At 66.8% G+C, this 24,717-nt stretch carries 18 protein-coding genes and 2 tRNA genes; 13 read left to right on the top strand and 7 right to left on the bottom strand.

Going from position 1 to position 24,717, the window contains the following annotated elements:
- Positions 1 to 222 precede the first annotated feature (222 nt).
- Together AC1RDJ_RS26625 and AC1RDJ_RS26620 are read right to left on the bottom strand one after the other, a co-directional pair.
- Positions 223 to 1,215 carry a DUF2804 domain-containing protein gene (locus AC1RDJ_RS26625; RefSeq protein ID WP_071324422.1) on the bottom strand — a complete coding sequence of 331 codons (993 nt, stop codon included), beginning with the start codon at positions 1,213 to 1,215 and terminating at the stop codon, positions 223 to 225.
- Entirely contained in the window at positions 1,212 to 2,483 is a 1,272-nt protein-coding gene (locus AC1RDJ_RS26620; RefSeq protein ID WP_493029263.1) for a winged helix-turn-helix domain-containing protein, read from the bottom strand. The genes AC1RDJ_RS26625 and AC1RDJ_RS26620 overlap by 4 nt, the downstream gene beginning before the upstream one ends.
- Positions 2,484 to 2,899: 416 nt before the next feature.
- Here AC1RDJ_RS26620 and AC1RDJ_RS26615 point away from each other — a divergent pair, with 416 nt between their 5' ends.
- On the top strand, positions 2,900 to 6,115 hold the full coding sequence (locus tag AC1RDJ_RS26615; RefSeq protein WP_493029240.1) for a di-heme oxidoredictase family protein: 3,216 nt from the start codon (positions 2,900 to 2,902) through the stop codon (positions 6,113 to 6,115).
- A 27-nt stretch (positions 6,116 to 6,142) separates the two neighbouring features.
- On the opposite strand, the gene AC1RDJ_RS26610 is transcribed toward AC1RDJ_RS26615, so the two are convergent.
- Entirely contained in the window at positions 6,143 to 7,504 is a 1,362-nt protein-coding gene (locus tag AC1RDJ_RS26610) for a sensor histidine kinase (protein ID WP_493029239.1), read from the bottom strand.
- Between the two features lie 249 nt (positions 7,505 to 7,753).
- Between AC1RDJ_RS26610 and AC1RDJ_RS26605 the strand changes: the two genes are divergently transcribed.
- Positions 7,754 to 9,907, top strand: coding sequence for a TonB-dependent receptor domain-containing protein (locus tag AC1RDJ_RS26605; RefSeq protein ID WP_493029238.1), 2,154 nt, complete (start codon positions 7,754 to 7,756; stop codon positions 9,905 to 9,907).
- Between the two features lie 62 nt (positions 9,908 to 9,969).
- On the opposite strand, the gene AC1RDJ_RS26600 is transcribed toward AC1RDJ_RS26605, so the two are convergent.
- Positions 9,970 to 10,638 (bottom strand): response regulator, encoded by a 669-nt coding sequence (locus AC1RDJ_RS26600; RefSeq protein ID WP_493029236.1) that lies wholly within the window; start codon positions 10,636 to 10,638, stop codon positions 9,970 to 9,972.
- Between the two features lie 23 nt (positions 10,639 to 10,661).
- The gene (locus AC1RDJ_RS26595) at positions 10,662 to 11,033 is read right to left on the bottom strand and encodes a YajD family HNH nuclease (protein ID WP_034755042.1); all 372 of its coding nucleotides are present in this window, start codon (positions 11,031 to 11,033) and stop codon (positions 10,662 to 10,664) included.
- A gap of 280 nt (positions 11,034 to 11,313) precedes the next feature.
- Between AC1RDJ_RS26595 and AC1RDJ_RS26590 the strand changes: the two genes are divergently transcribed.
- The 4 genes from AC1RDJ_RS26590 (at position 11,314) to AC1RDJ_RS26575 (ending at position 20,125) form a co-directional block, all read left to right on the top strand.
- Entirely contained in the window at positions 11,314 to 14,337 is a 3,024-nt protein-coding gene (locus tag AC1RDJ_RS26590; protein ID WP_493029235.1) for a PAS domain-containing protein, read from the top strand.
- A gap of 64 nt (positions 14,338 to 14,401) precedes the next feature.
- On the top strand, positions 14,402 to 15,628 hold the full coding sequence (locus AC1RDJ_RS26585; RefSeq protein ID WP_493029234.1) for an exonuclease SbcCD subunit D C-terminal domain-containing protein: 1,227 nt from the start codon (positions 14,402 to 14,404) through the stop codon (positions 15,626 to 15,628).
- Positions 15,629 to 15,685: 57 nt separating this feature from the next.
- Positions 15,686 to 16,327 (top strand): hypothetical protein, encoded by a 642-nt coding sequence (locus AC1RDJ_RS26580; protein WP_071324429.1) that lies wholly within the window; start codon positions 15,686 to 15,688, stop codon positions 16,325 to 16,327.
- A gap of 39 nt (positions 16,328 to 16,366) precedes the next feature.
- On the top strand, positions 16,367 to 20,125 hold the full coding sequence (locus tag AC1RDJ_RS26575; RefSeq protein WP_493029233.1) for an AAA family ATPase: 3,759 nt from the start codon (positions 16,367 to 16,369) through the stop codon (positions 20,123 to 20,125).
- Between the two features lie 32 nt (positions 20,126 to 20,157).
- On the opposite strand, the gene AC1RDJ_RS26570 is transcribed toward AC1RDJ_RS26575, so the two are convergent.
- On the bottom strand, positions 20,158 to 20,325 hold the full coding sequence (locus AC1RDJ_RS26570; RefSeq protein ID WP_493029232.1) for a hypothetical protein: 168 nt from the start codon (positions 20,323 to 20,325) through the stop codon (positions 20,158 to 20,160).
- Between the two features lie 178 nt (positions 20,326 to 20,503).
- On the opposite strand from AC1RDJ_RS26570, the gene AC1RDJ_RS26565 reads away from it, so the two are divergent.
- The 6 genes from AC1RDJ_RS26565 to AC1RDJ_RS26540 all read left to right on the top strand — a co-directional run bounded on the left by AC1RDJ_RS26565 (position 20,504) and on the right by AC1RDJ_RS26540 (position 23,766).
- Positions 20,504 to 20,713, top strand: a complete 210-nt coding sequence (locus AC1RDJ_RS26565; RefSeq protein ID WP_034755039.1) for a hypothetical protein — start codon at positions 20,504 to 20,506, stop codon at positions 20,711 to 20,713.
- Positions 20,714 to 20,774: 61 nt separating this feature from the next.
- Positions 20,775 to 21,623, top strand: a complete 849-nt coding sequence (locus tag AC1RDJ_RS26560) for a hypothetical protein (RefSeq protein ID WP_493029231.1) — start codon at positions 20,775 to 20,777, stop codon at positions 21,621 to 21,623.
- A 59-nt stretch (positions 21,624 to 21,682) separates the two neighbouring features.
- Positions 21,683 to 22,861, top strand: a complete 1,179-nt coding sequence (locus AC1RDJ_RS26555; RefSeq protein ID WP_493029230.1) for a methyltransferase — start codon at positions 21,683 to 21,685, stop codon at positions 22,859 to 22,861.
- 90 nt (positions 22,862 to 22,951) lie between these two features.
- A tRNA-Met gene (locus tag AC1RDJ_RS26550) sits at positions 22,952 to 23,028 on the top strand.
- Positions 23,029 to 23,135: 107 nt separating this feature from the next.
- On the top strand, positions 23,136 to 23,627 hold the full coding sequence (locus AC1RDJ_RS26545; RefSeq protein ID WP_493029229.1) for a hypothetical protein: 492 nt from the start codon (positions 23,136 to 23,138) through the stop codon (positions 23,625 to 23,627).
- Positions 23,628 to 23,689: 62 nt separating this feature from the next.
- A tRNA-Met gene (locus tag AC1RDJ_RS26540) sits at positions 23,690 to 23,766 on the top strand.
- 59 nt (positions 23,767 to 23,825) lie between these two features.
- On the opposite strand, the gene AC1RDJ_RS26535 is transcribed toward AC1RDJ_RS26540, so the two are convergent.
- Positions 23,826 to 24,401 carry a hypothetical protein gene (locus AC1RDJ_RS26535; protein WP_493029228.1) on the bottom strand — a complete coding sequence of 192 codons (576 nt, stop codon included), beginning with the start codon at positions 24,399 to 24,401 and terminating at the stop codon, positions 23,826 to 23,828.
- Between the two features lie 142 nt (positions 24,402 to 24,543).
- Between AC1RDJ_RS26535 and AC1RDJ_RS26530 the strand changes: the two genes are divergently transcribed.
- Positions 24,544 to 24,708: a hypothetical protein gene (locus AC1RDJ_RS26530; RefSeq protein WP_493029227.1), complete on the top strand. Its 165-nt coding sequence runs from the start codon at positions 24,544 to 24,546 to the stop codon at positions 24,706 to 24,708.
- The last annotated feature ends 9 nt before the right edge of the window (positions 24,709 to 24,717 follow it).

The raw sequence follows: 24,717 nt of genomic DNA, 5'->3' as shown, positions 1-24,717 counted from the left end.
CCAATAAATTATTGGGATTTCTGACGTCCATAAGCGGCGCTCTGCGGCGTTACCTACTGCTAACAGTGCTCGCACTGTTAGCAGCATGCGCCTTGCATGGCATCCGCTTCTGTACTTCATAAATTCACAGTAATTCCCTGAGGATTACTTAGCGCCAGTGTAAAGGATGCGTTGCCAAAAAAACTTGACCTTGCATGGCATTTTGCAAAAAATCCCGCGCCCCTACCAGCGCGAACGGTGGCTTTCCGTCACGCCCGCCAGCTGCGCCACGATGCGCTTGGGACTATCCGCGCTGGCGCGTACCCAGCCGCTGAAGGTGCCGACAGGCTGGATGTAGCGGCTGGCCGCGATCCACAGGTTCTTGTCCTCGCGCCGGGCGCCCTCTGGCCTGAAGTGCAGGTCGAGCAAATCGTCGTCCGTCCACACATGCCACGGCGCCAGCGGGTTGTCGGGGTTGAAGTCGAAGTGGGCGCGTCCCAGCGGGTACAGCTGGCCGTCGAGCCACAGCGCATTTTCATGCGCGCCGAAATAGCCTGCCTGCAGGTTGAAGCCCAGGTCCAGGCCGTGCGCCGAGGCCCAGCGCCATTCCGTCTCGCGCGCCAGCAAGCCGTTCGAATAGTCGAAGCTGGCCACGCCGTCATCGAGGCTGTAGCCCATGGCGCCGCACCGCACCGTGCCCCACAGCGGCAGGCCGCCCGACTTTTGCGTCGCGTGCACGCTGCCGCCCTCGCCCACGGGCCCGACGGCGAGCAAGGTGGGCGCCACGGGCGGGCCGAATTCCGCATCGATGCCAAAAAGACCGCAGTCGAGCAGCAGGCGATAGCGGTGCTGGGCCTGGGCTTCGATGGAGATGCTCTGCGACAGGAAGCGGAAACGGCTGCTGGCCCCCGCATGCGGCGCCACCGAAGCGCTCAGGCCGGGCAAGCCGTCCTGCGAAAAGGCGGCCACGATCTTGCCCTTGTGGCGGTCGAAGGCGTAGGCAAAGGCGGTGCTGGTCCAGCCCAGGTCGACGATGGCCACGCCGCAGAACACGCTGGGCGTGGACAGCGCCACGTAATGCCAGCGCTTGTGATGGAACAGACGCCAGATGGCGCCGCGCGCATGCGGCGGCGCCAGCGCGGCCCAGTCGAACGCGCCGACCAGGCCCGCATAGCGGCCAAAACGGGGCACGCCATCGGCGTCCAGCACCTGGGCAGGGGCAGGCGGCAGCATCATGCGGCCCGCCTTGCCGCGTCGCCCACATCTCGCAGGGCGGCCGCCAGCTGCACGCCGAACGCGGCCGGCTGTGCTTGCGCAACATCGACATCGGGACAGGCATGCCAGCCGGCCAGGCGCCGCACGGCGCCGGCCACGTCCTGCACCAGGCGCGGGCTGATGCGCACGCCATCCTCCAGCGCCAGCGACTTGATTTCAAAGCGCCCCTGCACGCGGTGCGCCTTGGCGTCCAGCCGGCCCACCAGCGCGCCGCGGCGCAGGATCGGCAAGGTAAAGTAGCCGTGGCGGCGCTTCTCGGCCGGCGTGTAGCACTCGAGCCGGTAGTCAAAGCCGAACAGTTCCAGCGCGCGGCGCCGGTCCCAGACGACGGGATCGAACGGCGACAATATCGTCGTCAAGGTGGGCGCCAGGCGGCCGCAAGCGGCGCTGCGCGCCAGTTCCGCATGCTCGGCATGCACGTACACGGCGTCAATCCAGCCCTCCACCGTGCAGCACAGCAGCGCGCCCTCCTCCACCAGCGCCCGCAGATCGTGCGCCAGGCTGACGCGCGATTGCTTCGTGCGGAAGTAGTCGCTGATCCAGCTGGCACGCGCCAGGCCCAGCGCCTTCACGCTGGCCAGCAGCAGGCGCCGGCGCACCGCGTCTTCGGCTGGCAGCAAGCCGTCGTGCCAGCCCGGCAGCACTCTTTCGGCCAGGTCGTAATAGCGCTGGAAGTTGTGGCGCCTGGCGATCATCAGCACGCCCGACGTAAACAGCACTTCGAGCGAGCGCTTTTCCGGCTTCCAGCTCCACCAGCCGCCGCCCTTGCCATCCGTGCGCTCGAAGTCGGCCGAGCGCGCGGCGCCGTTGGCGCGGATGTGCGCCAGCACGGCGGCCACGGCGTCGCCCTGCTCCGCCATCCATTTCACGGAATACTTCCAGCCCATGGCGGCAGGATCGAGCATGCGATGGCGGTACAGGCCGTAATCCTCGATCGGCACGAAGCACGCTTCGTGCGCCCAGTATTCGAACAGCGCGCCCTCGGCCAGCAACTGTTCGAGCCAGGGCTGCGGATAGTCGCCCAGCCGGCTCCACAGCACCAGGTAGGGGCTGCGCGCCACGACGTGGATGGTATCGATCTGCAGCACGCCCATCTGGCGGATGGCGGCCAGCACGTCGGTCTTCACGGCCTTCTTGCGCCGCGCCTGCAACAGGCCCTGCGCGGCCAGGTGCAGCGCGCGCGCGGCGGCCAGGGAGAGCGGCGGGAGGTTCGGTGCGGCGGGCGGAATCGGCAAGGTCAGTTCTTCCTCAAAAAAAGGGGGCACGCGTCGTCGGCAGGCATTTCAGGAAGATACCGCATTCCCGTCGCGCGCCACGCATTTTTTCCTGAATTTTATTCATGCTATCGCGCAATTTCATTCACCTTGCGCACCGCCATAGTGCAAAAAACCCGGGCAACATGAACAGTTGATGACAACTGCACGAGACCTCTTGACATGCCTCATGGGCTTCTATAACTTGAGAAAATATTGCCATGAGGCAATTAAAAACCGCTCCCCGATCCTTGCCCGCCATGCCCTTCCTTGCTGCCCCCTGGCCGCAGGGCGCCGCCGTGACGGTGCAGCATGCGCAACAGCATGGACGGGGATGCGGCGACGGCCAGTCTGACCAATCTCGCATAATCAATAAAAACAAGGAAGATCGCATGCACACATCCCTGCTTCGGCCCCGGCGGCAACAGGCCGGCCCTATCCATTTTTCCAGGCGGCGCCTGCCGCTGGCTCTGGCCCTGCTGGTGGCCGCATGCGGCGGCGGTGGCGGAGATGGCGCCAGCGCGCCGCCCATGGCGCAGCGCCTGCTGGCGGAAACATCGCCTGAAACGGCGCTGACGCCGGTCGCCGCCACGGCCAGCTCGGCGGAACGGGGCGACCTGTCGGCCGGCGCCGCCATCGACCGCAATGACGGCACGCGCTGGGGCAGCGGTTTCTCCGACAACGAATACCTGACCCTCGATTTCGGCACCTCGCAACGCATCACCCGCGTGCATATCGCCTGGGAAAACGCGCACGCCAGCGCCTACCTGCTGCAGGTCTCGGACGACAACGCGCACTGGACCACCGTCCAGCGCATCGACGACAGCAAGGGCGGCATCGAGGACATCACGGGATTTACCGCGCAGGGCCGCTACCTGCGCATGCAGGGCGTGAAACGGGCGGGCCAGTACGGCTATTCGATCTTTGAAATCCAGGCATTTTCGGGCACGCCCGTGCTGCCGCCCGTGACGCCGCCCGTCACCGAACCGCCCCCCGTCACCATCGACCCGAACCAGCCCGGCGTGGCCATCTCGCCCGTGGCCGCCACCTCGTCGCCCGTGGAAAACAACGGCATGTCGGCCGCCATGGCGATCGACGGCAAGACGAATACCCGCTGGGCCAGCAAGTTCGAGGACGGCGCCTGGATCCAGTTCGACTTCGGCGCGAAGACGCCCATCGGCTACATGAAGCTGCTGTGGGAAAACGCGTACGGCAAGCAGTACGCGCTGCAAGCGTCCGACGACGGCCAGCAATGGTCGCAAATCCGCTACGTGACGAATGGCCGCGGCGGCACGGAGGAATTTTTCAACCTGGGCGTGAACGCGCGCTATCTCCGCCTGCAGGGCGTGGCGCGCGCCACGCACTATGGCTACTCGCTGCTGGAAGTGGCATTCAAGACGCCGGGCAGCGACAACAGCCTGCCCACGAGCGCCACCTCGGCCCTGAAATTTCCCGTCGACGGCCATGGCTGGACGCCGCTGCCCGCCGCCGCGCAGCCGCTGGAAAGCCTGCAATTCACCCTGGCCGACGGCACCCTGGTGACGCGCTTTGGCGCGCGCGGCCTGGCGCGCCACGGCCGCGAACGGGGCGAGGAATGGAACGAGATCGGCTACGGCCCGAATGAAACGGTCGATCCCGTCACGGGCCTGCCACGGGACAAAGGACCGGGCAACTACCTGACCTTCGTGCCGCAGTACTTCAAGAACCGCACCTGGGGCGTGGAAATCATCGACAACAGCAAGGTGCCCGGCGTGGCCAGGCCCACGCTGATCGTCAACCAGTACACGACCGTCGACTTCCTCTCCGGCGGCGTGGCATTCTTCCGCGGCTTCGACCGTCCCGGCGTGACGGGCTATGGCTGGATGTCGCCGGGCGAACTGGTCGACCGCAACGTGCCCGTCTGCAAGCCCATGGCCTACCCCGCCAACGACCGCCTGACGAACGCCAACGGCATCAACGGCGCCTGCACCCTGCTGATCAAGGAGTACCCGGGCCATGGCGGCCTCGATGCGAACGGCATGCCGAATGGCACCGACGTCAAGTCCCGCGCGCTGACGGCCGGCGACATCATCGAAGTGTCGCCGTCGATGTTTTCCACCACCGCCTCGATGGCCTCGAAAGGCGACGATGGCGGCATCCGCTACTACTCGTACGAATGGACGTATGTGGTGGGCGCCGGCCTGCGGCCGTGGTATGGCGTGCAGCCGCGCCTCAATTCCGTGCCGCTGCCGGAAGAAACGCTGTCGGGCGGCCTCGGTTCCGTGTCCTACAATTACTCGGACAACGCCCTGTTCATGTTCCAGCAGCCGCACAACAATATCGGCATGCAGAACATGCAGCGCTTCGTCGAAGGACGCCGCCTGGTGCACACCAACTTCACCACGGGCGAGCACAATGAGGGAGGCAACGACCGCTACGCGCCGGCCGTCAAGCTGCAGGGACAGCGCTACGGCCAGTCGGCCTGCATCGCCTGCCACGTCAACAATGGCCGCAGCCCGGCGCCCGTGGCCCTGAACCAGCGCCTCGACACGATGGCCGTGCGCGTCGCCAGCCTCGATGGCGCGGGGCAGCAGGTGCCGCATCCGCAATACGGCACGGCGATCCAGATGAACGCCGTGTCGCCATCCGGCGTGGCGCAAAACTGGGGCAACAGCGTCAGCGTGGCAGGTTTTGCGACCAGCAAGACGACCCTGGCCGACGGCACGGTGGTCGAACTGCGCAAACCGACCCTGGCCTTCGAAGGCCCCGTGCCGGCCATCGTCTCGCTGCGCGCGGCGCCGCCGATGATAGGCGCGGGCTTGCTGGAAGCCGTGCCGGAAGCCGACATCCTGGCGCGCGCCCGTTCCACGCCGGACGCCGACGGTGTCAAGGGCCAGCCGAACTATGTGTATGAGCCGGAAACGGGCGCCGTGCGCCTGGGCCGCTTCGGCTGGAAGGCGTCGAAGGCCACGCTGCGCCACCAGGCGGCCGATGCGCTGCTGCTGGACATGGCCGTCACCTCGCCCGTGTATCCGAACCGCGCCTGCATGGCGGGACCGGTGGCCTGCGCGGCGGGCGGCCGCCAGCCGGGCATCTCGGAAGCGGACCTGCAGTCGATCACCCAGTACCTGGCCCTGGTGGCCGTGCCGGCGCAGCGCAGCCTGGCCAGCGGCTTCCCGAAAGGCGTGGCGCCGATCGACGAACTCAAGGTCGACCCGCAGCAGGTTGCCGCTGGTGCCAAACTGTTCCAGGGCATGCGCTGCGCTGCCTGCCATACCGCAGAAATGAAGACCGGTTCCGGCCATTTGTTTGCCGAATTGCGCAATCAGACCATCCGCCCCTACACCGACCTGCTGCTGCACGACATGGGCCCCGGGCTGGCCGACACCTTCACGGAAGGCCAGGCGCAAGGCAGCATGTGGCGCACGGCCCCGCTGTGGGGTATCGGCTACACGGAAAAAGTCATCGGCAATGGCGGCAAGGCCGGCTACCTGCACGACGGCCGCGCGCGCAGCCTGACGGAAGCGATTTTGTGGCACGGCGGCGAAGCGACTCGGGCGCGCCAGCGCTTCGAGAACCTGTCGGCAAGCGACCGCGAGGCGCTGCTGGGCTTCCTGAAGTCGCTGTAGACGTTTGCAACACCGCTGGCGGCACCATCATGGAAAGATGACGGTCACCGCCAGCCCCCTGCCCTGCAGGCCGGCGCCGAGGACGATGTCCGCGCCGTGGCGTTCGGCGATGCGGCGCACGATGGACAGTCCCAGTCCGCTGCCGGGCAGCTGGATGCCGCCCAGGCGCACGAAGCGTTCGAACACGCGCTCGTGCAATTCCTCGGCGATGCCCGGCCCGCTGTCGGCCACGCGCACGAAGCTGCGCCCCTCTTCCACGCCACAGCTGATCGCGACGACACCGGGCGCCGGCGTGTAGCGCAGCGCATTCTCTACCAGGTTGCGCAACAGGATCTGCAGGCTGTCCGCGTCCAGCGCGCACGGCGCCGGCGCCATGCTCACCGCCAGCGACAGCTGGTGCTGCCGGCCCCATTGCCGCCACTGCGCGGCCTGCTCGGCCAGCAGGCCCGCCAGGTCTCCCGCGCGCAGGTCGACCGCCGCGCCCGCCTGCGGATCGAGCTGCGCCAGCGCCAGCATCTGGTTGACGAGGCGCGTGGCGCGCTCCACGCTGGCACCCAGCGCGGCGATGAATTCATCGCGCTCGGCCCCGCTGCGGGCCCGCTGCAGCACTTGCAGGTTGGTCTTGATGGCGGCCAGCGGCGTGCGCAATTCGTGCGCCGCATCGGCCGTGAAGCGTTGCTCATTGTCGCGGCTTTGCCGCACGCGCCCGAACAGGCGGTTAATTTCCAGCAGCAGCGGGTGCAGCTCCGCCGGCGCGCCCACCAGGTTGACGTCGGCCAGCTCGTTCGGCGTGCGCGCCGACACTTCCTGCGCCGACGTTTGCAGCCCGCGGAACACGCGGTGGATGCTCCACCAGATGGCGATGGTGGCCAGCGCCACCAGCAGCAGCCCGAACACGGCGATGCGGTAAAAGAAGCCGCGGCTGATGTCGTCGCGGTGGCTGGTCGGCTCGGCCACCAGCAGCTGCAGGGTGCGCGCCTGGTTCCACAGCGCATACAGGCGCCAGCGCTGGCCGCCGATGCCGGTCCACGACAGGCCGTCCGGCGCGCTGCGCGACAGCGCGATGTCGGACGCCGCGTCATTGCGGTACAGGACGCGCTGCTGCGCGTCGCGCACCTTGAACAGCAAATAGTGGTGCGGATTGGGCTGGCCCCGCATGGGCAGGTCGACGGGCCCCGTCAAACCGTGCTCGCGCACCTCCTTTTCCACCAGCGACAGCAGCAGGTGGCCCGTTTCCACCAGCGACTGGTCGAACAGCTCCTGGCTTTCGCGGCGCGCCTCGACATACACGATGGCGGCGCTGCCGACCCACAGGCTCAAGGTCAGGCCCAGCAGGACGGTCAGCAGGGTGCGCCGCAGCGACCAGGCGCTCAGGGCACGCCCGCTCATGCTGGCGCCGGGCAGGCGCCCGCTTTCCAGCCGGTTTCGGTGAGAACAATATGCATGGGAAGGGCCTGGGATGAAATTCGCATGATGCCGCGGGCTGGTTAAGAATCTCTTAAGAACTCCTGCGCAAGATTCTGTGCGAAATATTTTTTGGGAAATAACGGCCGCAATTGTAAATGATTCTTATTTTCCCCATGATTCCCATTACTTCAGCTGCATAAACCAATAACTAATCAACGATCAGGAGTTTGCATGTCCAACAGCACCCGCCGCGCCAGCCTGCCGCGCCCCACCACCGTGGCCCTGGCCATCGCCGCCCTGTCCTGCCTGCCAGCCGCCGCCCAGACGGGCGCGCCGGCCAGCATGCCGGAAGTGGTGGTATCGGCCGCCGGTTTCGAGCAGGATATCAAGCAGTCGCCGGCCTCGATCACGGTGCTGACGCGCCAGGAACTGTCGAAGGAACGCTTCGGCAACCTGACGCAGGCGCTGGAAAGCGTGGAAGGCATCGACGTGGGCGCGGCGGGCGACAAGACGGGCGGCATGAACATCAGCATCCGCGGCATGCCCAGCGACTACACCCTGGTGCTGATCGACGGGCGCCGCCAGAATGCGGCCGGCAATGTCACGCCGAACGGCTTCGGCGGCACGCAGACGAGCTTCATGCCGCCGCTGGCCGCCATCGAGCGCATCGAGATCATCCGTGGCCCCATGTCGACCCTGTACGGTTCGGACGCCATGGGCGGCGTGATCAACATCATCACGCGCAAGGTGGGCAAGCAGTGGATGGGTTCCGTCTCGGCCGACTACACCTTGCAGGAAGAATCGGACTTCGGCGACGTCAAGGTCGGCCGCTTCTACCTGAGCGGCCCGCTGGTCACCGACACGCTGGGCCTGTCCCTGCGCGGCAGCAAGCAGCGCCGCGACGCGGCCGACATCCGCCACAGCAACGCGGCCGGCGTGCAGGTGCCCGCCAGCATGGGCGCCAACCCCGTGCGTTCGGACGTGGACAACTTCGGCGCGCGCCTGGCGTTCACGCCCAACCGCTTCCATACCGTCATCCTCGACGCCGACGCGGGCCGCCAGACCTACGACAATTCGAAGCAGCAGCTGGGCACCCTGGGCCTGCAGGGCGGCTACGGCCCGGAACAGAAATACAAGCGCGACCAGTGGACCCTGTCGCACACGGGCCGCTTCGGCTTCGGCACGCTCGACAGCAGCTACATGGTGAACAAGACGGAAACCCTGGGCCGCACGATCCCGCCGGGCACGCCAGGCGCCGTGGCCGGCAGCGCGCGCACGCTGGAAGTGGAGAGCCAGGTCTTCGACACCAAGCTGGTCCTGCCTTTGGGCAAACACATGGCCACCGTCGGCGCGCAATGGTGGAAAGCGGAAATGACGGACGGCGTGGCGCCAAAGACATTCGAATTCACGCAAAAAGCCCTGTTCGTCGAAGACGAATGGCAGGTGCTGGACACCGTCGCGCTGACCATCGGCGCCCGCTATGACGATCACAGCATCTTTGGCGGCCAGACCAGCCCGCGCGCGTATGCCGTGTGGAATGCGACGCCAGGCTGGACCGTCAAGGGCGGCATCAGCAAGGGTTACAAGACGCCGCGCGTGGAACAACTGTCCCCAGGCATCAACGGTTTCGGCGGCCAGGGCACGATTCCCCTCGTCGGCAGCCCGAACCTGAAGCCGGAAACGAGCACGACGGCGGAAATCGGCGCGTATTTCGACAACCTGGCCGGCTGGACCGCCAGCGGCACCGTGTTCAACAATGAATTCAAGGACAAGATCACGACGGGCACGGGCCTCGTCAACTGCGACTACCGTCCCTCGCCCAACCGTCCCGGCTGCGTCAGCTTCGGCAACTGGCCCAACGTCGATGCGTTTGGCCAGTCGATCAACGTGGACGAGGCCGTCACGCGCGGCGTCGAGCTGAACACGCGCTTCCCCTTGGGCAAGACGCTCTCGGCCAGCGCCAACTACACGTACACGGACAGCGAGCAGAAGAGCGGCAGCAACGCCGGCAAGCCGCTGAGCGACACGCCCAAGCACGCCGTCAACGCGCGCCTGAGCTGGGATATCTCGCGCGAGTGGAACGGCTGGCTGCGCGCCGAATACCGCAGCGAGCGCTTCCGCGATCCCGGCACCTCGGCCTCCACGCGCGCCGCCAAGGCCGCGCTGGGCGACTACAAGGGCTACACCATACTGCACCTGGGCACCAGCTACCAGCTGAGCAAGCGCGTCACCCTGAATGCGGCCGTGTACAACCTGCTCAACAAGGACTTCATCGATTACCAACCTTACCGCGCATCGTCGGCGCCGACGTTGACCTACGCCAATCGCTACGTCAACAGCCTGGACGGCCGCCGTTTGTGGCTGTCGGCCACCGTGGATTTCTGATGCGTTGATGGCTGAACCGCCATCGAACGCCACGGGCCGCCTCAGGGCGGCCCTTTTTTTCGTCAGGCCGCCGCCACCTTGTCGATGCAGTAGCCGATCGCATGCACCGTGCGGATCAGCTCGCGCCCCAGCTTCTTGCGCAGGTGGTGGATATGCACTTGCACGGCGTTGCTTTCCACTTCGCCGCCCCAGCTGTACAGGCTTTTTTCCAGCTGTTCGCGGCTCAGCACGCGGCCGCTGTGCTCGAGCAGCAGGAGCAGCACGCGGAATTCCTTCAGGGTCAGGGCCACCGGATGCCCTGCTTTCTTCACCTGGCGGTCCGCGATATCGAGCACCAGGTCGCCATGCACGATGTTTTCGCGCAGGCGCCCGCTGGCGCGGCGGCAGGCGCTGCGGATGCGCGCGGCCAGCTCATCGAGGTCGAACGGCTTGACGATGAAGTCGTCGGCGCCCGCGTCGAGGCCGGCGATGCGCTCGCCCACCTTGTCGCGCGCCGTGACGACCAGCACGGCGCCGCCGTAGCCGCCGTCGCGCAGCACGCCCAGCGCCTGCATGCCATCCTGTCCCGGCAAGCCGAGGTCGAGCAGGATGCAGGCATAATCGTGCAGGCGCACGGCCGTATGGGCGTGCTCGGCCGTCGTGACCCAGTCGACGGCATAGCCGCACTGTTCCAGGCCGATCTGCGTGGCGCGGCCCAGCTGCGGGTCGTCTTCAATGAGCAAAATGCGCATGGGGGGGTAGCGGCGCGGTCCGCTCAGTCCTTTTTCTTGATCAGGCCGGCCAGCGCGGCAAACGGATTGTGCGTGGCGGGCGCCACCTCGGCCGACAGCAGGCCGGCGCCGCGGTCCGCTTCCAGGTAGCGCGAGTGCTCGTTATCATGGCAATACAGGCACAACAGCTCCCAGTTGCTGCCGTCGGGCGGGTTGTTGTCATGGTTATGGTCGCGGTGATGCACCGTCAGCTGTTGCACGTTGGCGCGCGTAAATTCGCGCATGCAGCGGCCGCATACCCACGGGTACATCTTCAGCGAGCGTTCGCGGTAGCCGCTCTCGCGCTGGTCGGCGGCGCGGCGCGCTTCGGCCACGATCTTGTCCAGTCTTGCCGCGTCGGGCTTTTTACTCTGCATGACAACTTTCGATATGGGAGGATGAAGCGCCCATTTTAATGAGGATAGGGCGGGATTTGTACTTTTTCTGCCACGCCGCAGGCCCGTGTCGCCGTTGGCGGGCCTTTTTTAGCATGTGCGGCGCCACAGCTACTTGATTTAACGCAAAATAAGACCAGCGACAGACCACGAACAGACGACGGGAGTGACGGCAACGGGTTCCGCGCAGGGCGGCCGATTTCGGCTATCATGCGCGCCACGCCTCCCGGCCCCTTTCCATGACACTTGCCTGCAAGCGCCCGTGATATCGATAACGAGACCCCTGCAACGCCTTGCCCGCCGCCTGTACCGCTTCAGCCTGGTGCCCCTGTTCGCGCTGCTGTTGCTGCTCGTGATATGGGGCGCCGTCATCTACCAGGTGGGCCAGGAGCGCGCCAGCGCCGTGCGCGATGCGGTGGCCGGCAGCCAGTCGCTGGCGCGCACGCTGGCCGACCATACCGGCTTCATCCTGCGCCAGACCGACCACGCGACGCAATTGTTCAAGCTCAAATACGAGGAATCGGATGGCGCCCTGCGCCTGAATGAATTCACGCGCCGCCAGGGACTGCTCGACAGCGTGCTGCCATCGAAGCTCGAGCTGCCGATCGCCCTCGTCGACGCGCATGGCAACGTGATCGACAGCGCCAACGCCTACCTGCCGGAGAACCTGGCCCGCCAGGCCTTCTTCCGTACGCTGGCCAGCAACCCGGCCGACACGGCCCTGGTCGACACGCCCATGCTCGACGCGGAGAGCAAGCACTGGGCCATCCGCCTGGCGCGCCGCCTGAACGATGGCAAGGGCAACTTTGCCGGCGCCATCATCATCCTCGTCGACCCCACGTATTTCGTCGACGACTACGACCGCCTGGATCTCGACGAAAACGGCGTGCTGATGCTGGTGGCGCGCGACAGCGGCCTGACGGTGGGACGCATCGGCGAACAGCTTATCCTCAGCGACCGCATCGACTTCCGCATGCCCGGCCCGCCGCAGCACGCCGCCGAAGAACTGGTGATCGAACCGCCCGTCGACGCCACCGCGCGCCTCTACAGCTACCGCGAGCTGCCGCGCTATCCGCTGCTGGCCGTGGTCGGCGTGAGCCGCGCCGTCGCCCTGGCCCGCTTCGAACACCGCCGCCACGTGTATTTCGGCGCGCTGATCGCCGCCAGCCTGCTGATCGCCGGCTTTACCGCCCTGCTGACGCGCCAGAGCGCGCGGCTGCGCCGCAGCATCCGCCAGCAGAAGGAAGCGCAGGCGCTGCTGCGCGCGGCGCACCAGGGCAGCCTGGATGCCGTGCTGCTGCTGAAAGCCTGGCGCCCCGGCCCGGGCAAGCCGGTGGAAGACTTCATTTTCGCCGACATCAACGAGCGCGCCGCCGACATGCTGGGCAAGCGCCGCTCCGAGCTGCTGGGCCAGCGCGTGCTGGCCCAGGTGCCGCTGCTGCGCGGCGAGCGCTTCTTCAAGCGCTTCGTGCTGGTGATGGAGACAGGGCAGCCGCTGGAGGACGAATTCGAGCTGAAACTGGCCTCGGGCGGCACGCGCTGGCTGCGCCACCAGGTGGTGCCGATCAGCGATGGCGTGGCCGTCACCTCGCGCGACATCAGCGCGCGCAAGCACGACGAACTGGCCCTGCAGGACAACCGCAGCTTCCTGCAATCACTGATCGATCACTTGCCGGTGCTGGTGTACGTGAAAAGCGCGCGGCCCGAGAATTTCGGCCAGATGGAAGTGTGGAACAAGGCCGCCGAAGACATCACGGGCATCCTGGCGGGCGCCGTCATCGGCAAGACCGACTGCGCGGCCTTCCCGCCCGACTTCGGCCTGCATGACGCCGAGGACGACCGCGCCATCCTGGCCGAACGCGGCGTCATCGACCACACCGAAAAGCCGCTGCGCCTGGCCGATGGCAGCCTGCGCTACCTGCATGCCGTGTCCGTGCCCGTCTTCGACGAGCGCCAGCAGATCGAGCATATCCTGTGCATCGCCGAAGATATTTCGCAGCGCCGCCAGCAGGAACTCGAACTGCGCCAGAAGCAGGCCGAACTGGCCGCCGTCACGGATGCGTCTCCGCTGGGACTGGTGCGCCTGGACCGCCAGCGCCGCTGCACCTACGCCAACCGCACCTTCGAAGCGATCACCGGCCTGCCGCGCGCGGCCGCCCTGGGGGCCGGCTGGACCAGCGCCCTGCACCCGGACGACTACCCGCTGATGCACGTGGCCCTCGAACAGCTCACGCGCAGCCATGCGCCGTTCCAGTCCACCCTGCGCTGCCTGCACCGCGACGGCAAGCTGGTCTGGGTCTCCGTGAAGATCGCTCCCATCCTCATCGACGACCGCATCGAAGGCTATGTGGGCAGCCTGGACGACATCACCACTTTGCGCGAATCGGAAGTGGCGCTGCTGGAAAGCGAGGCGCGCCTGCGCACCATCGCCGACACCCTGCCGGCCATGATCGCCTACATCGACGCCGACCAGGTCTACCGCTTCCTGAACATCGCCTACGAACGCGAATTCGGCCTGACGGGCCAGCAGGTGCTGGGCAAGAGCGTGCTCGAGACGGTGGGCGCGGCGCGCTACGGCACCGTGGCGCCGTACATCGCGCGCGTGCTGGCGGGCGAGACCTTGAGCTTCGAGGAAGAAGACCTGAAGGAAGGCATCGAGCGCTGCATGGAAGTGATCTACATTCCGCAGATCGGCGAAGACCATCTGCAGGTGGCGGGCTTTCACGTGATGCGCCAGGATATCACCGTGCAAAAGCGCGAAAAACAGCGCCTGCTGAAGCTGGCCCAGGTCGACGCCCTGACCGGGCTGTCGAACCGCGCCGGCTTCCAGCAAAAACTCAGCGACGCCATGCACGCCAGCCGCCAGCAGCGGCATCTGATGGCCGTCATGTACATGGATATCGACCGCTTCAAGCCCGTCAACGACACGCATGGCCACGGCACCGGCGACGCGCTGCTGCGCGCCTTCGCCCAGCGCCTGACGCAGACCATGCGCGTCACCGACATCGTCGCCCGCCTGGGCGGCGACGAATTCACCATCATCATGGAGCAGATCGCCAGGCCCGACGACGCCGCCTTGCTGGCCGAAAAAATCGTCGCCGCCATGCAGCAGCCGTTCGAACTCGATGGCATCACCGTGCGCATTTCGGCCAGCATCGGCCTGGCCTACTACCGCGACGAAGACATCAGCCCCGCCGTGCTGCTGCAGCGGGCCGACGTGCTTTTATATCAAGCCAAGCAGGATGGCAGGAATACGTACCGGGCCGGTACGACGGTGGACGGATAAACAGCCCTGCGCAGCGCGCCATTCCTGCTATATTGGCGCCTGTCTTCCCTACCATCGCCCCACCATGCGCCTGCTGCACACCTCCGACTGGCATCTGGGCCAGACCCTGCATAACCACGAGCGGGGCTACGAACACCAGCGCTTCCTCGACTGGCTGCTCGACACCCTCGTGGCCGAACGGGTCGACGTGCTGCTGGTGGCCGGCGACGTGTTCGACAACGCCAACCCGTCGGCCGCCTCGCAAAAGCAGCTGTACGTGTTCCTGCAGCAGGCGCGCGCGCGGCTGCCCGCGCTGCAGCTGGTCGTCGTCGCCGGCAACCACGATTCGGCGGGACGGCTGGAAGCGCCCTCCCCCTTGCTGGCCGCGCATGGCACGCACGTGATCGGCCACCTGCTGCGCGACGAAAATGGCGAGATCGACCTGGAACGCCTGTTGCTGCCGCTCGCCGACAGCGATGGCAAGGTGCAGGCCTGGTGCCTGGCCGTGCCCTTCCTGCGCCCCGGCGACGTGCCGAAACTGCCGGCCGGCGACTCCCAGGACGCCTATCTGGGCGGCATCGCCCTGCTGTACCGCCAGCTGGCGGACCTGGCGCTGGCGCGCCGCCAGCCCGGACAAGCCCTCATCGCCATGGGCCATTGCCACATGGTGGGCGGCGAAATGTCGAACGACTCCGAACGCCGCATCGTCATCGGCGGCACCGAGATGCTGCCGTCGGGGATCTTCGACGCCTCCATCGCGTATGCGGCGCTGGGCCACCTGCACAAGGCGCAAGCCGTGGGCGGGCAGGCGCATATCCGCTATTGCGGCAGCCCGATCCCGCTCTCCTTCGCCGAGGTCAACTACCGGCATCAAGTACTGTGCCTCGACGTCGACGGCGAACAGCTGCGGTCCGTGCGCGCCATCGACGTGCCGCGCGCCGTGCCCCTGCTGCGCGTGCCTGCCACGCCGGCGCCGCTAGACGAGGTGCTGGCGCAGCTGGCCGCCCTCGACGTGCCCGCCGCGCCACCGGAAGCGCAACCGTTCCTCGAAGTGCGCGTGCGCCTGGACGCGCCCGAGCCGGGCCTGCGCACGCGCATCGAGACGGCCCTCGACGGCAAGAGCGTGCGCCTGGCGAAGATCGAAACGTCGAGCGCCGCGCACAGCAGCGCGCCGGAAAGCATGACCCTCGACCAGCTGGCCCAGCTGCAGCCCGACGACATCTTCCGCCGCCTGTACCAGCAAAAATACGCCAAGGAAGCACCGCCCGAACTCCTCTCGGCCCTGGCCGAACTGCTGCTGCCCGGCGCATGACGCCCAGGGGCATTGCGCCAACCATCCATTCTCCCACGGTACCACTTGAAAGGCTTTATGAAGAAAATCCGTCATTTCCCCCTGCTGGGCGTTTCGTTGCTCATATCGCTTGCCGGTTGCGGCCCAAGCGCCGAGTACCCGCCCCCGATGCCGGCCGAAAAGACAGCAGCGTCGCAACTGTCGAAACCCATCATGCTCAAGGACCTGAGCACTGGCATCAAGGCGGGGAAATCGGTGGCGGATGGCTATCTGGGTAAATGGAGCTATTTCGGCAAACCGCGCGTCGTCACGACCGAGCAGCTGGCTGACGGTACCATTACCGCCATCACTGTCTTGCTGGAAGGGTCGGACCTCTACCCGCTCAAAAGCGAACTGGAAGAGAAATACAGCAAAGAGGAAGGCCATCCCGTCACTTTCAGCTGCAACCATGCATTCCGCCGCCTCCCCGCGCTCGACAACTTGAGAATCTCCGATGAAAACTGCATTGTGTACCATGCCGATCAAATATTGCGCATACATTCCATCTCTCCGTCTGACACGCAGATGATCAATAAATTATGGTCCGCGAGAGCCCTGTTCTACACCACCAAATTGACGCTGGTCGATGCCGGGCTTGAAGCCAGGCGCGAGGCCGCCATCAAGGCGGCGTCCGATGAAAAGCGCGCGGCCGAAGAAGCCAGGGCGAAAAAAGATCTGTAAGCGCACCAGCGCGGCGACTGCACCAGCATAAAGACCAGCATGAAAATCCTGAAAATCAGCGGTAAGAACCTGGCTTCGCTGGCCGGTGAATTTGAAGTCGACTTCCAGCAGGAGCCGCTGGCGTCCGCCGGCCTGTTTGCCATCAGCGGCCCCACGGGCGCGGGCAAGAGCACCCTGCTCGACGCCCTGTGCCTGGCCCTGTACGATGCCACGCCGCGCCTGCTGAAGGTGCTGGGACGGGGCAGCGCCCTGCCCGACGTCGGCAAGGAAACCGTCAACGCCCAGGATACGCGCACCCTGCTGCGCCGCGGCACGCCGGAAGGCTATGCACAGGTCGATTTCGTCGGCAACGACGGCGGTCACTATCGCGCGCGCTGGAGCGTGCGCCGCTCGCGCACCCGCGCCGAAGGCGCGCTGCAAGCCACCGCCATGAGCTTGCACCAGCTGCCCGCGCTTCAGCCCATCGGCGGCACCAAGACGGAAGTCAAGGAAGAAATCGAGCAGCGCATCGGCCTCTCGTTCGACCAGTTTACGCGCGCCGTGCTGCTGGCGCAGAACGAGTTTTCCACCTTCCTCAAGACGGAAGACAATGAACGCGGCGAGCTGCTGGAAACCCTGACGGGCAGCAGCATCTATACCGACATTTCCATGCGCGCCTTCGAACGGGCGAAGAAGGAAAAGCAGGTCCTCGAACGCCTGGGCGACAAACTGGCCGACCAGCGCCCCCTGTCACCGGAAGAACGGGCCGACACCGAGGTGCTGTGCGGCGCGGCCGAAACCACGCTGCAACACGTCGACCTGCGCAAGGCGGTGCTGGAACTGCAGCAGCGCTGGCACCAGGAAAAGCACAAGCTGCAAGGCCAGGCGACGGCGGCGCAAGAAGCGTTCGATAGCGCCGCCGCCGAGAGGGCCGATGCGCAGCCGCGCCACGCGGCGCTGGCGCAATGGGAGTTGCTGCAGCCGGCGCGCCCCCTGGCCGACGACGTGACGCGGCTGGCGAACGACATCGCCGGCACCGGTGCCGCGCTGGAAGCGGCGCGCGTGCAGACGGCGCAAGCGGCGGCGACCGAAGCGCAACTGGCCGCCAGCGCGCAGCTTGCGGCAGCAGCCTTGCTGGCCCACGAAACGGCGCAGCGCGATGCGGCGCCCCTGCTGGACCAGGCGAAGGCGCTCGATGCGCGCATCGGCGCCCACGTGCCCGCGCACCGCCAGGCCAGGGACGGGGCGCAGGCGGCCGATCAGGCCAACGACTCGGCGCGCGGCGCACTGCAGGCACTGCAGCAGCGCCAGCAGGCCATGCAGGCGGAGCAGGAAACGGGCCGCCTGTGGCTGGCATCGCACCAGCACTGGCAGGCGCTGGCCGCGTCGTGGCAATTGTCGGATCAGTTGTTCGCGCAGGCCGGCCAGGCCGCCGCGCAAGCCGATGCAGCCGATGCGGCGGTGGCGCAGGCGGCGCAACTGCTGCGGCACGCCGGCGGCGCGGCGCGCGAAGAGCAGGCCGCGCTGGTCGCCGCCGCCCTGGCGCTGGCCGCGCGCGATGCGGAGCGGCGCGAAGCGGCTGGCGCCGTGCAAGCCATCGACGCACAGCTGCTGCAGGAACAGCGCGGCCAGCTGGAAGAGCATGCGCGCCAGCTGAATGCGGTGGAAAAGACGTGGACGGAGCTGGCGCGCCAGCAGCAGGCGCTGGCGCACGGACAGGCGCGGGCCGCCCAGCTGGCGCAGGCCGCGCAGGCGGAAAACGCGGCGCTGGCCGCGGCAGCAGCACAAACAGCGCTGCTGGAAGCGGGCCTGGCGCAGGCGGAAAAGTCCTTGAAAGGCGCGGAAGCGGCATGCGCGGCCAGCGTCGAGCAGTTGCGCGCCACCTTGCAGGACGACCAGCCCTGCCCCGTCTGCGGCGCGCTCGAACACCCGTACACCCACGCCGACGACGCCTTGCAGGCAATGCTGGCCAGCTTGCAGGATGAAGTGCTGGCCTGCCGCACGCAGGCGCGCGGCAATCTGGAACAGCTGGCCACGCACAGGGCGGCACTGGCCACGACTGCGCGCGAGCAGGCGCAAACGGATGCCGAACTGGCATCGCTGCCGCCCGCCATCGCCGCCCTGGACGCGCAGTGGCAGCCGCATGCGGCCACCCTGCAGCTGCCGCCGGAATCCCAGCGCGCGGACTGGTTCACGCAGCAGCTGGCGGCCACCGCGGCCGGCTTGCAGGCGTTGGCGCAGCAGGAGGCGGCACTGCGCCAGGCCAGCGCGCGGCGCGAGCAGGCGCAGGCGGCGCACGAACTGGCCGGCGCCGAACACGCGCGCCTGACGGCTGCCGTCGCCGAAACGCAGACGCGGCTGGCGCAGTTGCAGGCGCAGCAGGCGGCCAGCCAGGACAAGGCAGAGGTGTCGCGCAGCGCACTCGATGGCTTGCTGGCGCAGCTCGATGGGGCCTTTGCCGACACGGATGGCGCCGAAGACTGGAAAGATGGCTGGCGTGCTGGCCCTGCCGCCTTCCGCGCGGCGCGCGAAACGGAAAGCCGGCAATGGCTGAAGCAGCACGCGGAGCAGGATAGCCGCAGCCACGCGCTGGCGACCCTGGCCGCGCAGCTGGAGGCGGCCGGCGCGGCCGCGCATACGACGGCGCAGCTGGCACTGGCGGCGCACACGGCATTTGCCGCCCTGGACGCGCAGCTGAAGGTGCTGCACACGCAACGCGCGGCGCTGTGGGATGGCCAGCCCGTGGCTGACGTGGAGCGCGCGCTGGCCGGCGCCATCGCGCTGGCCAAAGATCAGCTGGCGCAACAGCAGGCGGCGGCGCAAGCGGCCAGCCAGGCGCGCGCGCGTCTCGACGAGGCATGCACGCAAACGGCGCTGCGCCTGGACGCCTTGCGCCGGCAAGGCCACGACGCGGCGGCAGCGCTGGAGCACTGGCTGCGCCAGTTCCAGCTTGCCCATCCGGCCCATGCGCCCGCCGATCTGGCCGGCCTGCGCGCGCACCTGGACGTCGCGCCGGAAGCCATGCGCTTGGAACGGGCCGCCCTGCAAGTCATCGCCGACCGCCACACGACGGCCGCCTCCGTGCTGGCCGAACGCCGGCAGCGGCATACGGACCACCTGGAGCGGCCGCCGGAAGCGCTGGAAACGGACGAGGCCGTGCTGCAGGCCGCGCTCGACGCGCTGGGCGCCGAACGCCAGGCGGCGAACCAGGAAGCGACGCGCCTGCGCCTGGCCATCGCGCAGGACGACGCCAGGCGCCACGGCGCGCAGGCGATGCTGGCGCAAATCGAGGCGCAAGCCCTCATCGAGCGACGCTGGGCCAGCCTGAGTGAGCTGATCGGCTCGGCTGACGGCAAGAAATTCCGCAACTACGCGCAGCAATTCACGCTGGAAGTGCTGCTCGGCTATGCGAATGCGCATTTGAACCACCTGGCGCGCCGCTACCAGCTCGAACGCATCGACAATCCGAACAATCCGTCGCTGGGCCTGATGGTGCGCGACCAGGACATGGGCGGCGAGCTGCGCTCCGTGCACTCGCTGTCGGGCGGCGAATCGTTCCTCGTTTCGCTGGCCCTGGCGCTGGGGCTGGCCTCGCTGTCCTCGAACCGGGTGCGCGTGGAGTCGCTGTTCATCGACGAAGGCTTCGGCAGCCTGGACACGGAAACCCTGCGCGTGGCCATGGATGCGCTCGACGGTCTGCAGGCGATGGGACGCAAGGTGGGCGTCATCTCGCACGTGCAGGAAATGACGGAGCGCATCGCCACCCGCATCCTCGTGCAGCCCGGTTCCGGCGGCAAGAGCGTGGTGACGGTGCGCTAGCGGCGCACCAGCGAGGCAGCAAGGGCGGGACGTCAGCGCGGCACGGCCTCCCTTCCCAGCCTCAGCAGTTCCCAGCCCAGTTCGCGGCGGATCTGCTCGGGGTCAGGCGGCGGACGGCGCTGCGCCAGTTCCGCGTGCAACCATTTCCTGACCAATTCCTTGCCAGGTTGCTTCGGCTGTTCCTTGTCACGCTTTTCCATGATGCTACCTCTTCAATGGCGGCCAGACGACCTCCTATATACGTTCAACGTCATGGCGCAGATTCAGTTGACTTGGGCGTGGCGCAGTTGCAACAGTATGTAAGCAGGCGCGGAGTGGGTTAAAATCCCGGCCTTCGCGCAGCAACCGCCTACGCCCCGCAACAGTTCAAGGAATCCCATGAAAGCCGCCCGCAGCCTCACCTTCAAGTGCGTCAAATGTCACAAATCCATGCAGGTCTACCTGCAAAAAGTCTCCGCCTGCTCGCATATCCAGCCCTACCAGGGCATTTGCGCCTGCGGCGAGCTCAAGCGCCACGCCACGGGCCAGGCCGATGCCGTCAAGTCCTACCTGGAATCGGCTGACGGTAGCTGGTCGCACCACCACTAATGGTTAAAGAATGGGCCATGGGTGCCGTTAATCGGGTACTTGCCCATTCAAGAATGTCACCATGTCCCAGCTTCCCGCCCTCATTGCCGGCTCGCGCCAGCCTGCCGCCAACGCCCTGGCGGGACCCGCTTCCCAAAAATCCGGCGCCAGCCAGACCGGCCTGGCGGCCTCGCCACTGATGCAGCGCACGGCGCAGGACGTGGTGGCGCTGTCGAAAAACGGCCTGGACCTGTCGGCCAGGGGGCTGGAACAGCGCACGGACGCGCTGGGCCACGCCACCGTCGACGTGGCGCAGGACTTCCTCTCCACCATGACGCGCCAGCTGTTCGGCGACGGCGCCAGCATCGCCTTCGACAAGGTCGACCTGCAGGCGGGAGCCAGCTTCAGCAGTGGCAGCGTCTCGGGCACCGGCAGCCGCATGGCCGCCTTCAGCCTCGATGAAAACGCCCACTTCATCGGCAAGGGCAAGATCACCACGGCCGACGGCCAGACCTTCGATTTCGAAGTGGAAGTGCAATACCAATCGACGATCAGTGCCGGCTTGCTTGAGCAAACGCACGGTCCCGATGCGCCGCAGCCGGACGCTGCCGCCGATGAGGCGGACCTGCCCGCCAGAGAGCTGCCCGCCACGGACTTCGCCGGCAATCTGCACGACCTGTTCAAGCTGCTGGGCCAGCAGCTGCAAAGCCAGGTCTACCATGGCAAGCGCGACGCAGACGGCGTCAGCGGCAGTGCTGGCGACCCGGCAGGCAGCCTGAGCTTGCGTTTGCTCAATCTGGTACAGCCGGACAAGCCGGCCGACGCCGGCAAGAAAACGGCAGAAGCCACGCCCGAAGCGCAGGCGCGCGCCCGCGCGCTGGCCCAGGCATATGGCACGGACGGTCCAGGCAGCACGGGCAGCGACGTATAATAGAAGACGGCCTGCGCAGGCGACCATGCCGCGCGCCCACCTTCTTTCGATTGAAACCCATGTCCGACACTTCTTCAAATACCGCCCATCCGCAGATCCACTGGAGCGAAAACGGCGCCGAGCATTCGGCCCGCTGGCGCTCGGAAAGCGGCATGCCGCCGCCCAAGCGCGTCGTCATCGCCGACGACCGCACGACGGCCGACCAGGCTTACCGCCTGGCCTGCGAAGGCACGGCCATGCTGTGGCGCGGCGACTTCCAGAATGCGCGCCAGCTGCTGCAGGCGCTGGCGCGACGCGCCGACCACAAGAACGACAAGCCCGGCAAGAAGGCCAAGGCCGCCAAGCTGGCCAAGCCCGAGCCGTCCGCCACGGAAGCATTCCACCTGCACCGCCAGGCCCAGTCGCAGCGCGCCCGCACGCTGGCCATGCTGCTGCTGCCCTTCGATGCCGATTACACGATTCCGCTGCGCCGCGCGCCGGACGTGAAACTGGCTTGCAATGAAGCGTATGGCCGCGGCGAGGAGCCGTTCATCGCCTCGCTGCGCGAGCTGCTGGGCCTGATCGGCGCGCATGAATGGCGCCGCACGGGCGTGGAATTGCCGGCCCTGGGCCAGCGCATCCACCCGCATTACGGCGTATTCGCGCCGATCCGCGGCGAATACGTGGGCCTGGTGGCCGACGCGCCGCTGCCCGCGCGCGCCAAGCTGGCCTTCGATATCGGCACCGGCACGGGCGTGCTGGCCGCCGTGCTGGCGCAGCGCGGCATCGAACGCATCGTCGCCACCGACCAGGACCCGCGCGCCCTGTCCTGCGCGCGCGAAAACCTGGCGCGCCTCGACTTGCAGGACAAGGTCGACGTCGTGCAGGCCGACCTGTTCCCCGCCGGCCGCGCGCCGCTGGTCGTGTGCAACCCGCCCTGGCTGCCGGCCCGTCCCAGCTCGCCGATCGAATACGCCGTCTACGATCCGGACAGCCGCATGCTGCGCGGCTTCCTCGCCGGCCTGGCCGGCCACCTGGAGCCTGGCGGCGAAGGCTGGCTGATTTTGTCCGACCTGGCCGAGCACCTGGGCTTGCGCCCGCGCGCGCAATTGCTCGAGTGGATAGCCCAGGCGGGCTTGAAAGTCGTCGACCGCCTGGACGTGAAACCCACGCACCCGCGCGCACAGGACGCCAGCGACAGCCTGCACGCGGCCCGCTCGCAGGAAACCACGTCGCTGTGGCGCCTGGCGGCGGCCTGAGGCAGGACTCAAACAGGACTAACAACGGGACTTGAACAGGGATCGGCACCCGGTCATTGCGCATTGCAGCAAACTCCGCTATAATTCGCCTGCGGGGTGGAGCAGTCTGGCAGCTCGTCGGGCTCATAACCCGAAGGTCACAGGTTCAAATCCTGTCCCCGCAACCAATACCGGAAAGCCGCTAATTCTTGCAAAGGATCAGCGGCTTTTTTTATTCCGCCCCGTGCCGGTCAGCCATGTTAAATTGCCACTTTTAATTTGCAAGGGCGACACCTTGAAAGCATTCCGCACTACCTGCCTGCTGGCCACCGCGCTCTTCTCCACCACGGCCCAAGCCCAGTCCCAAGCGCAGCGGGATGCGGAATATCTGCAAGAGTTCATCATCCCTTTGGCCAAACTGCAACTTGAGAGGCGCGGCCAATTCCTTCCGCTCGGCGCGGCCCTGAAGCGGACCGACAACTTCGTTCTCATGCCCGTAAGCACCTCCACGCCTGGACTACTGCCGGCCGACATCATCAAACAGATACAGCAAGCCCTCGAGCAAGGTGCCGCCGACGGCGACTACAAAACAACCGCCCTCGTATATGACGCCACAGTCCCCCTGCCCGCATCCGGCAAACCGTCCGATGCGATCGCCGTCGCGCTCGACCATCGCGATGGGTATTCGGTGGTCACCTTCCTGCCGTACGAACTGCGCGGCACGCAAGTGCATATGGGCACGCCTTTTACGCGCCAGGGTACGTCCACGGTGTTCAGGCAAAAGTAAGTACCCAGGCAGGCCCGGCAAAGATCCTTCCCGCAACGCAGCAAACTCGTATATAATTCGCCTGCGGGGTGGAGCAGTCTGGCAGCTCGTCGGGCTCATAACCCGAAGGTCACAGGTTCAAATCCTGTCCCCGCAACCAATACCGGAAAGCCGCTGATTCTTGCAAAAGATCAGCGGCTTTTTCATTGCTGGCCGCCTTTATGCGGTGGCGGCGCTTGCCCTGATCTGCCTGGCCGCCGCATGCAGGCTGGCCGCCACGCGCTCCAGCTTGTCGGCGCCCGCCGTTTCCGCCAGCGCGGCAAATGCGCTGACATGAAACGTGGCCACCATCGCCGGCGAGACGTCGAGCTCCAGCGCCGTCTTGCTCAATGCCGTCGACGCCTCGAGGTAAGGCTCGCTGCCCGCCTCGAACGCCTGCTTGGTTTCCAGCAACTCCTGCCCGCCCTCGGCCTTGGCCAGGCAATCGTCGACCTTTTGCTGGAAGGCCGGCAAGCTATCGCGCAGCGGCCCGGCGTCCGGCACCGCTGCGGGCTCCGGCTCCGCTGGTGCGGGCGCAGGCGCGGCGGGCGCAGGCTTGTCCGCCGTCGGCATGTCGCGCAGCGTGAGCCAGCGCTCGACGGCGAGGAAATCGGCAAACGGCTCGGCCACCTTGGGATTCATCAGCCAGACCTCGCCCGTGCGCCAGTCGATCCTGGCGCCGCGCTCATTTCTCGCCAACAAGATATCCTTGCCGCCATCGGCATTCGACACCCGACCGATATCCAGCCAGTTCATCAACTCCGCCTGGCGCGACATCGCGTTGACCCGGTGGAAGTAGGCCAACCATAAAAATCTGGCGACCAGAAGAACCAGGGCACCGCCAACCATCCACATCATTTTTCGCTCCGCACCACATCAACAGCCCGCATTTTCTCACATGAAAGCTTGCGCCAAGGAAACTTTTACATCTGCCGTGCGGCAGCGCAAATCCATGGCCGCATGCGGCCCGAGCGCGCAGTCGCATTTCAACAACGCCGCGTTTTCCCTGATTGCCTGGCGCGCGCCGCTGCGCTATTATGAGAACAATTCTCATTTAGATTAAGACGTCCTG

The sequence above is a fragment of the Janthinobacterium sp. GW822-FHT07H10 genome (genome assembly GCF_058798675.1).
Note: the sequence above shows the minus strand (reverse complement) of the source record. Positions and strands in the feature narration are given on the sequence as shown.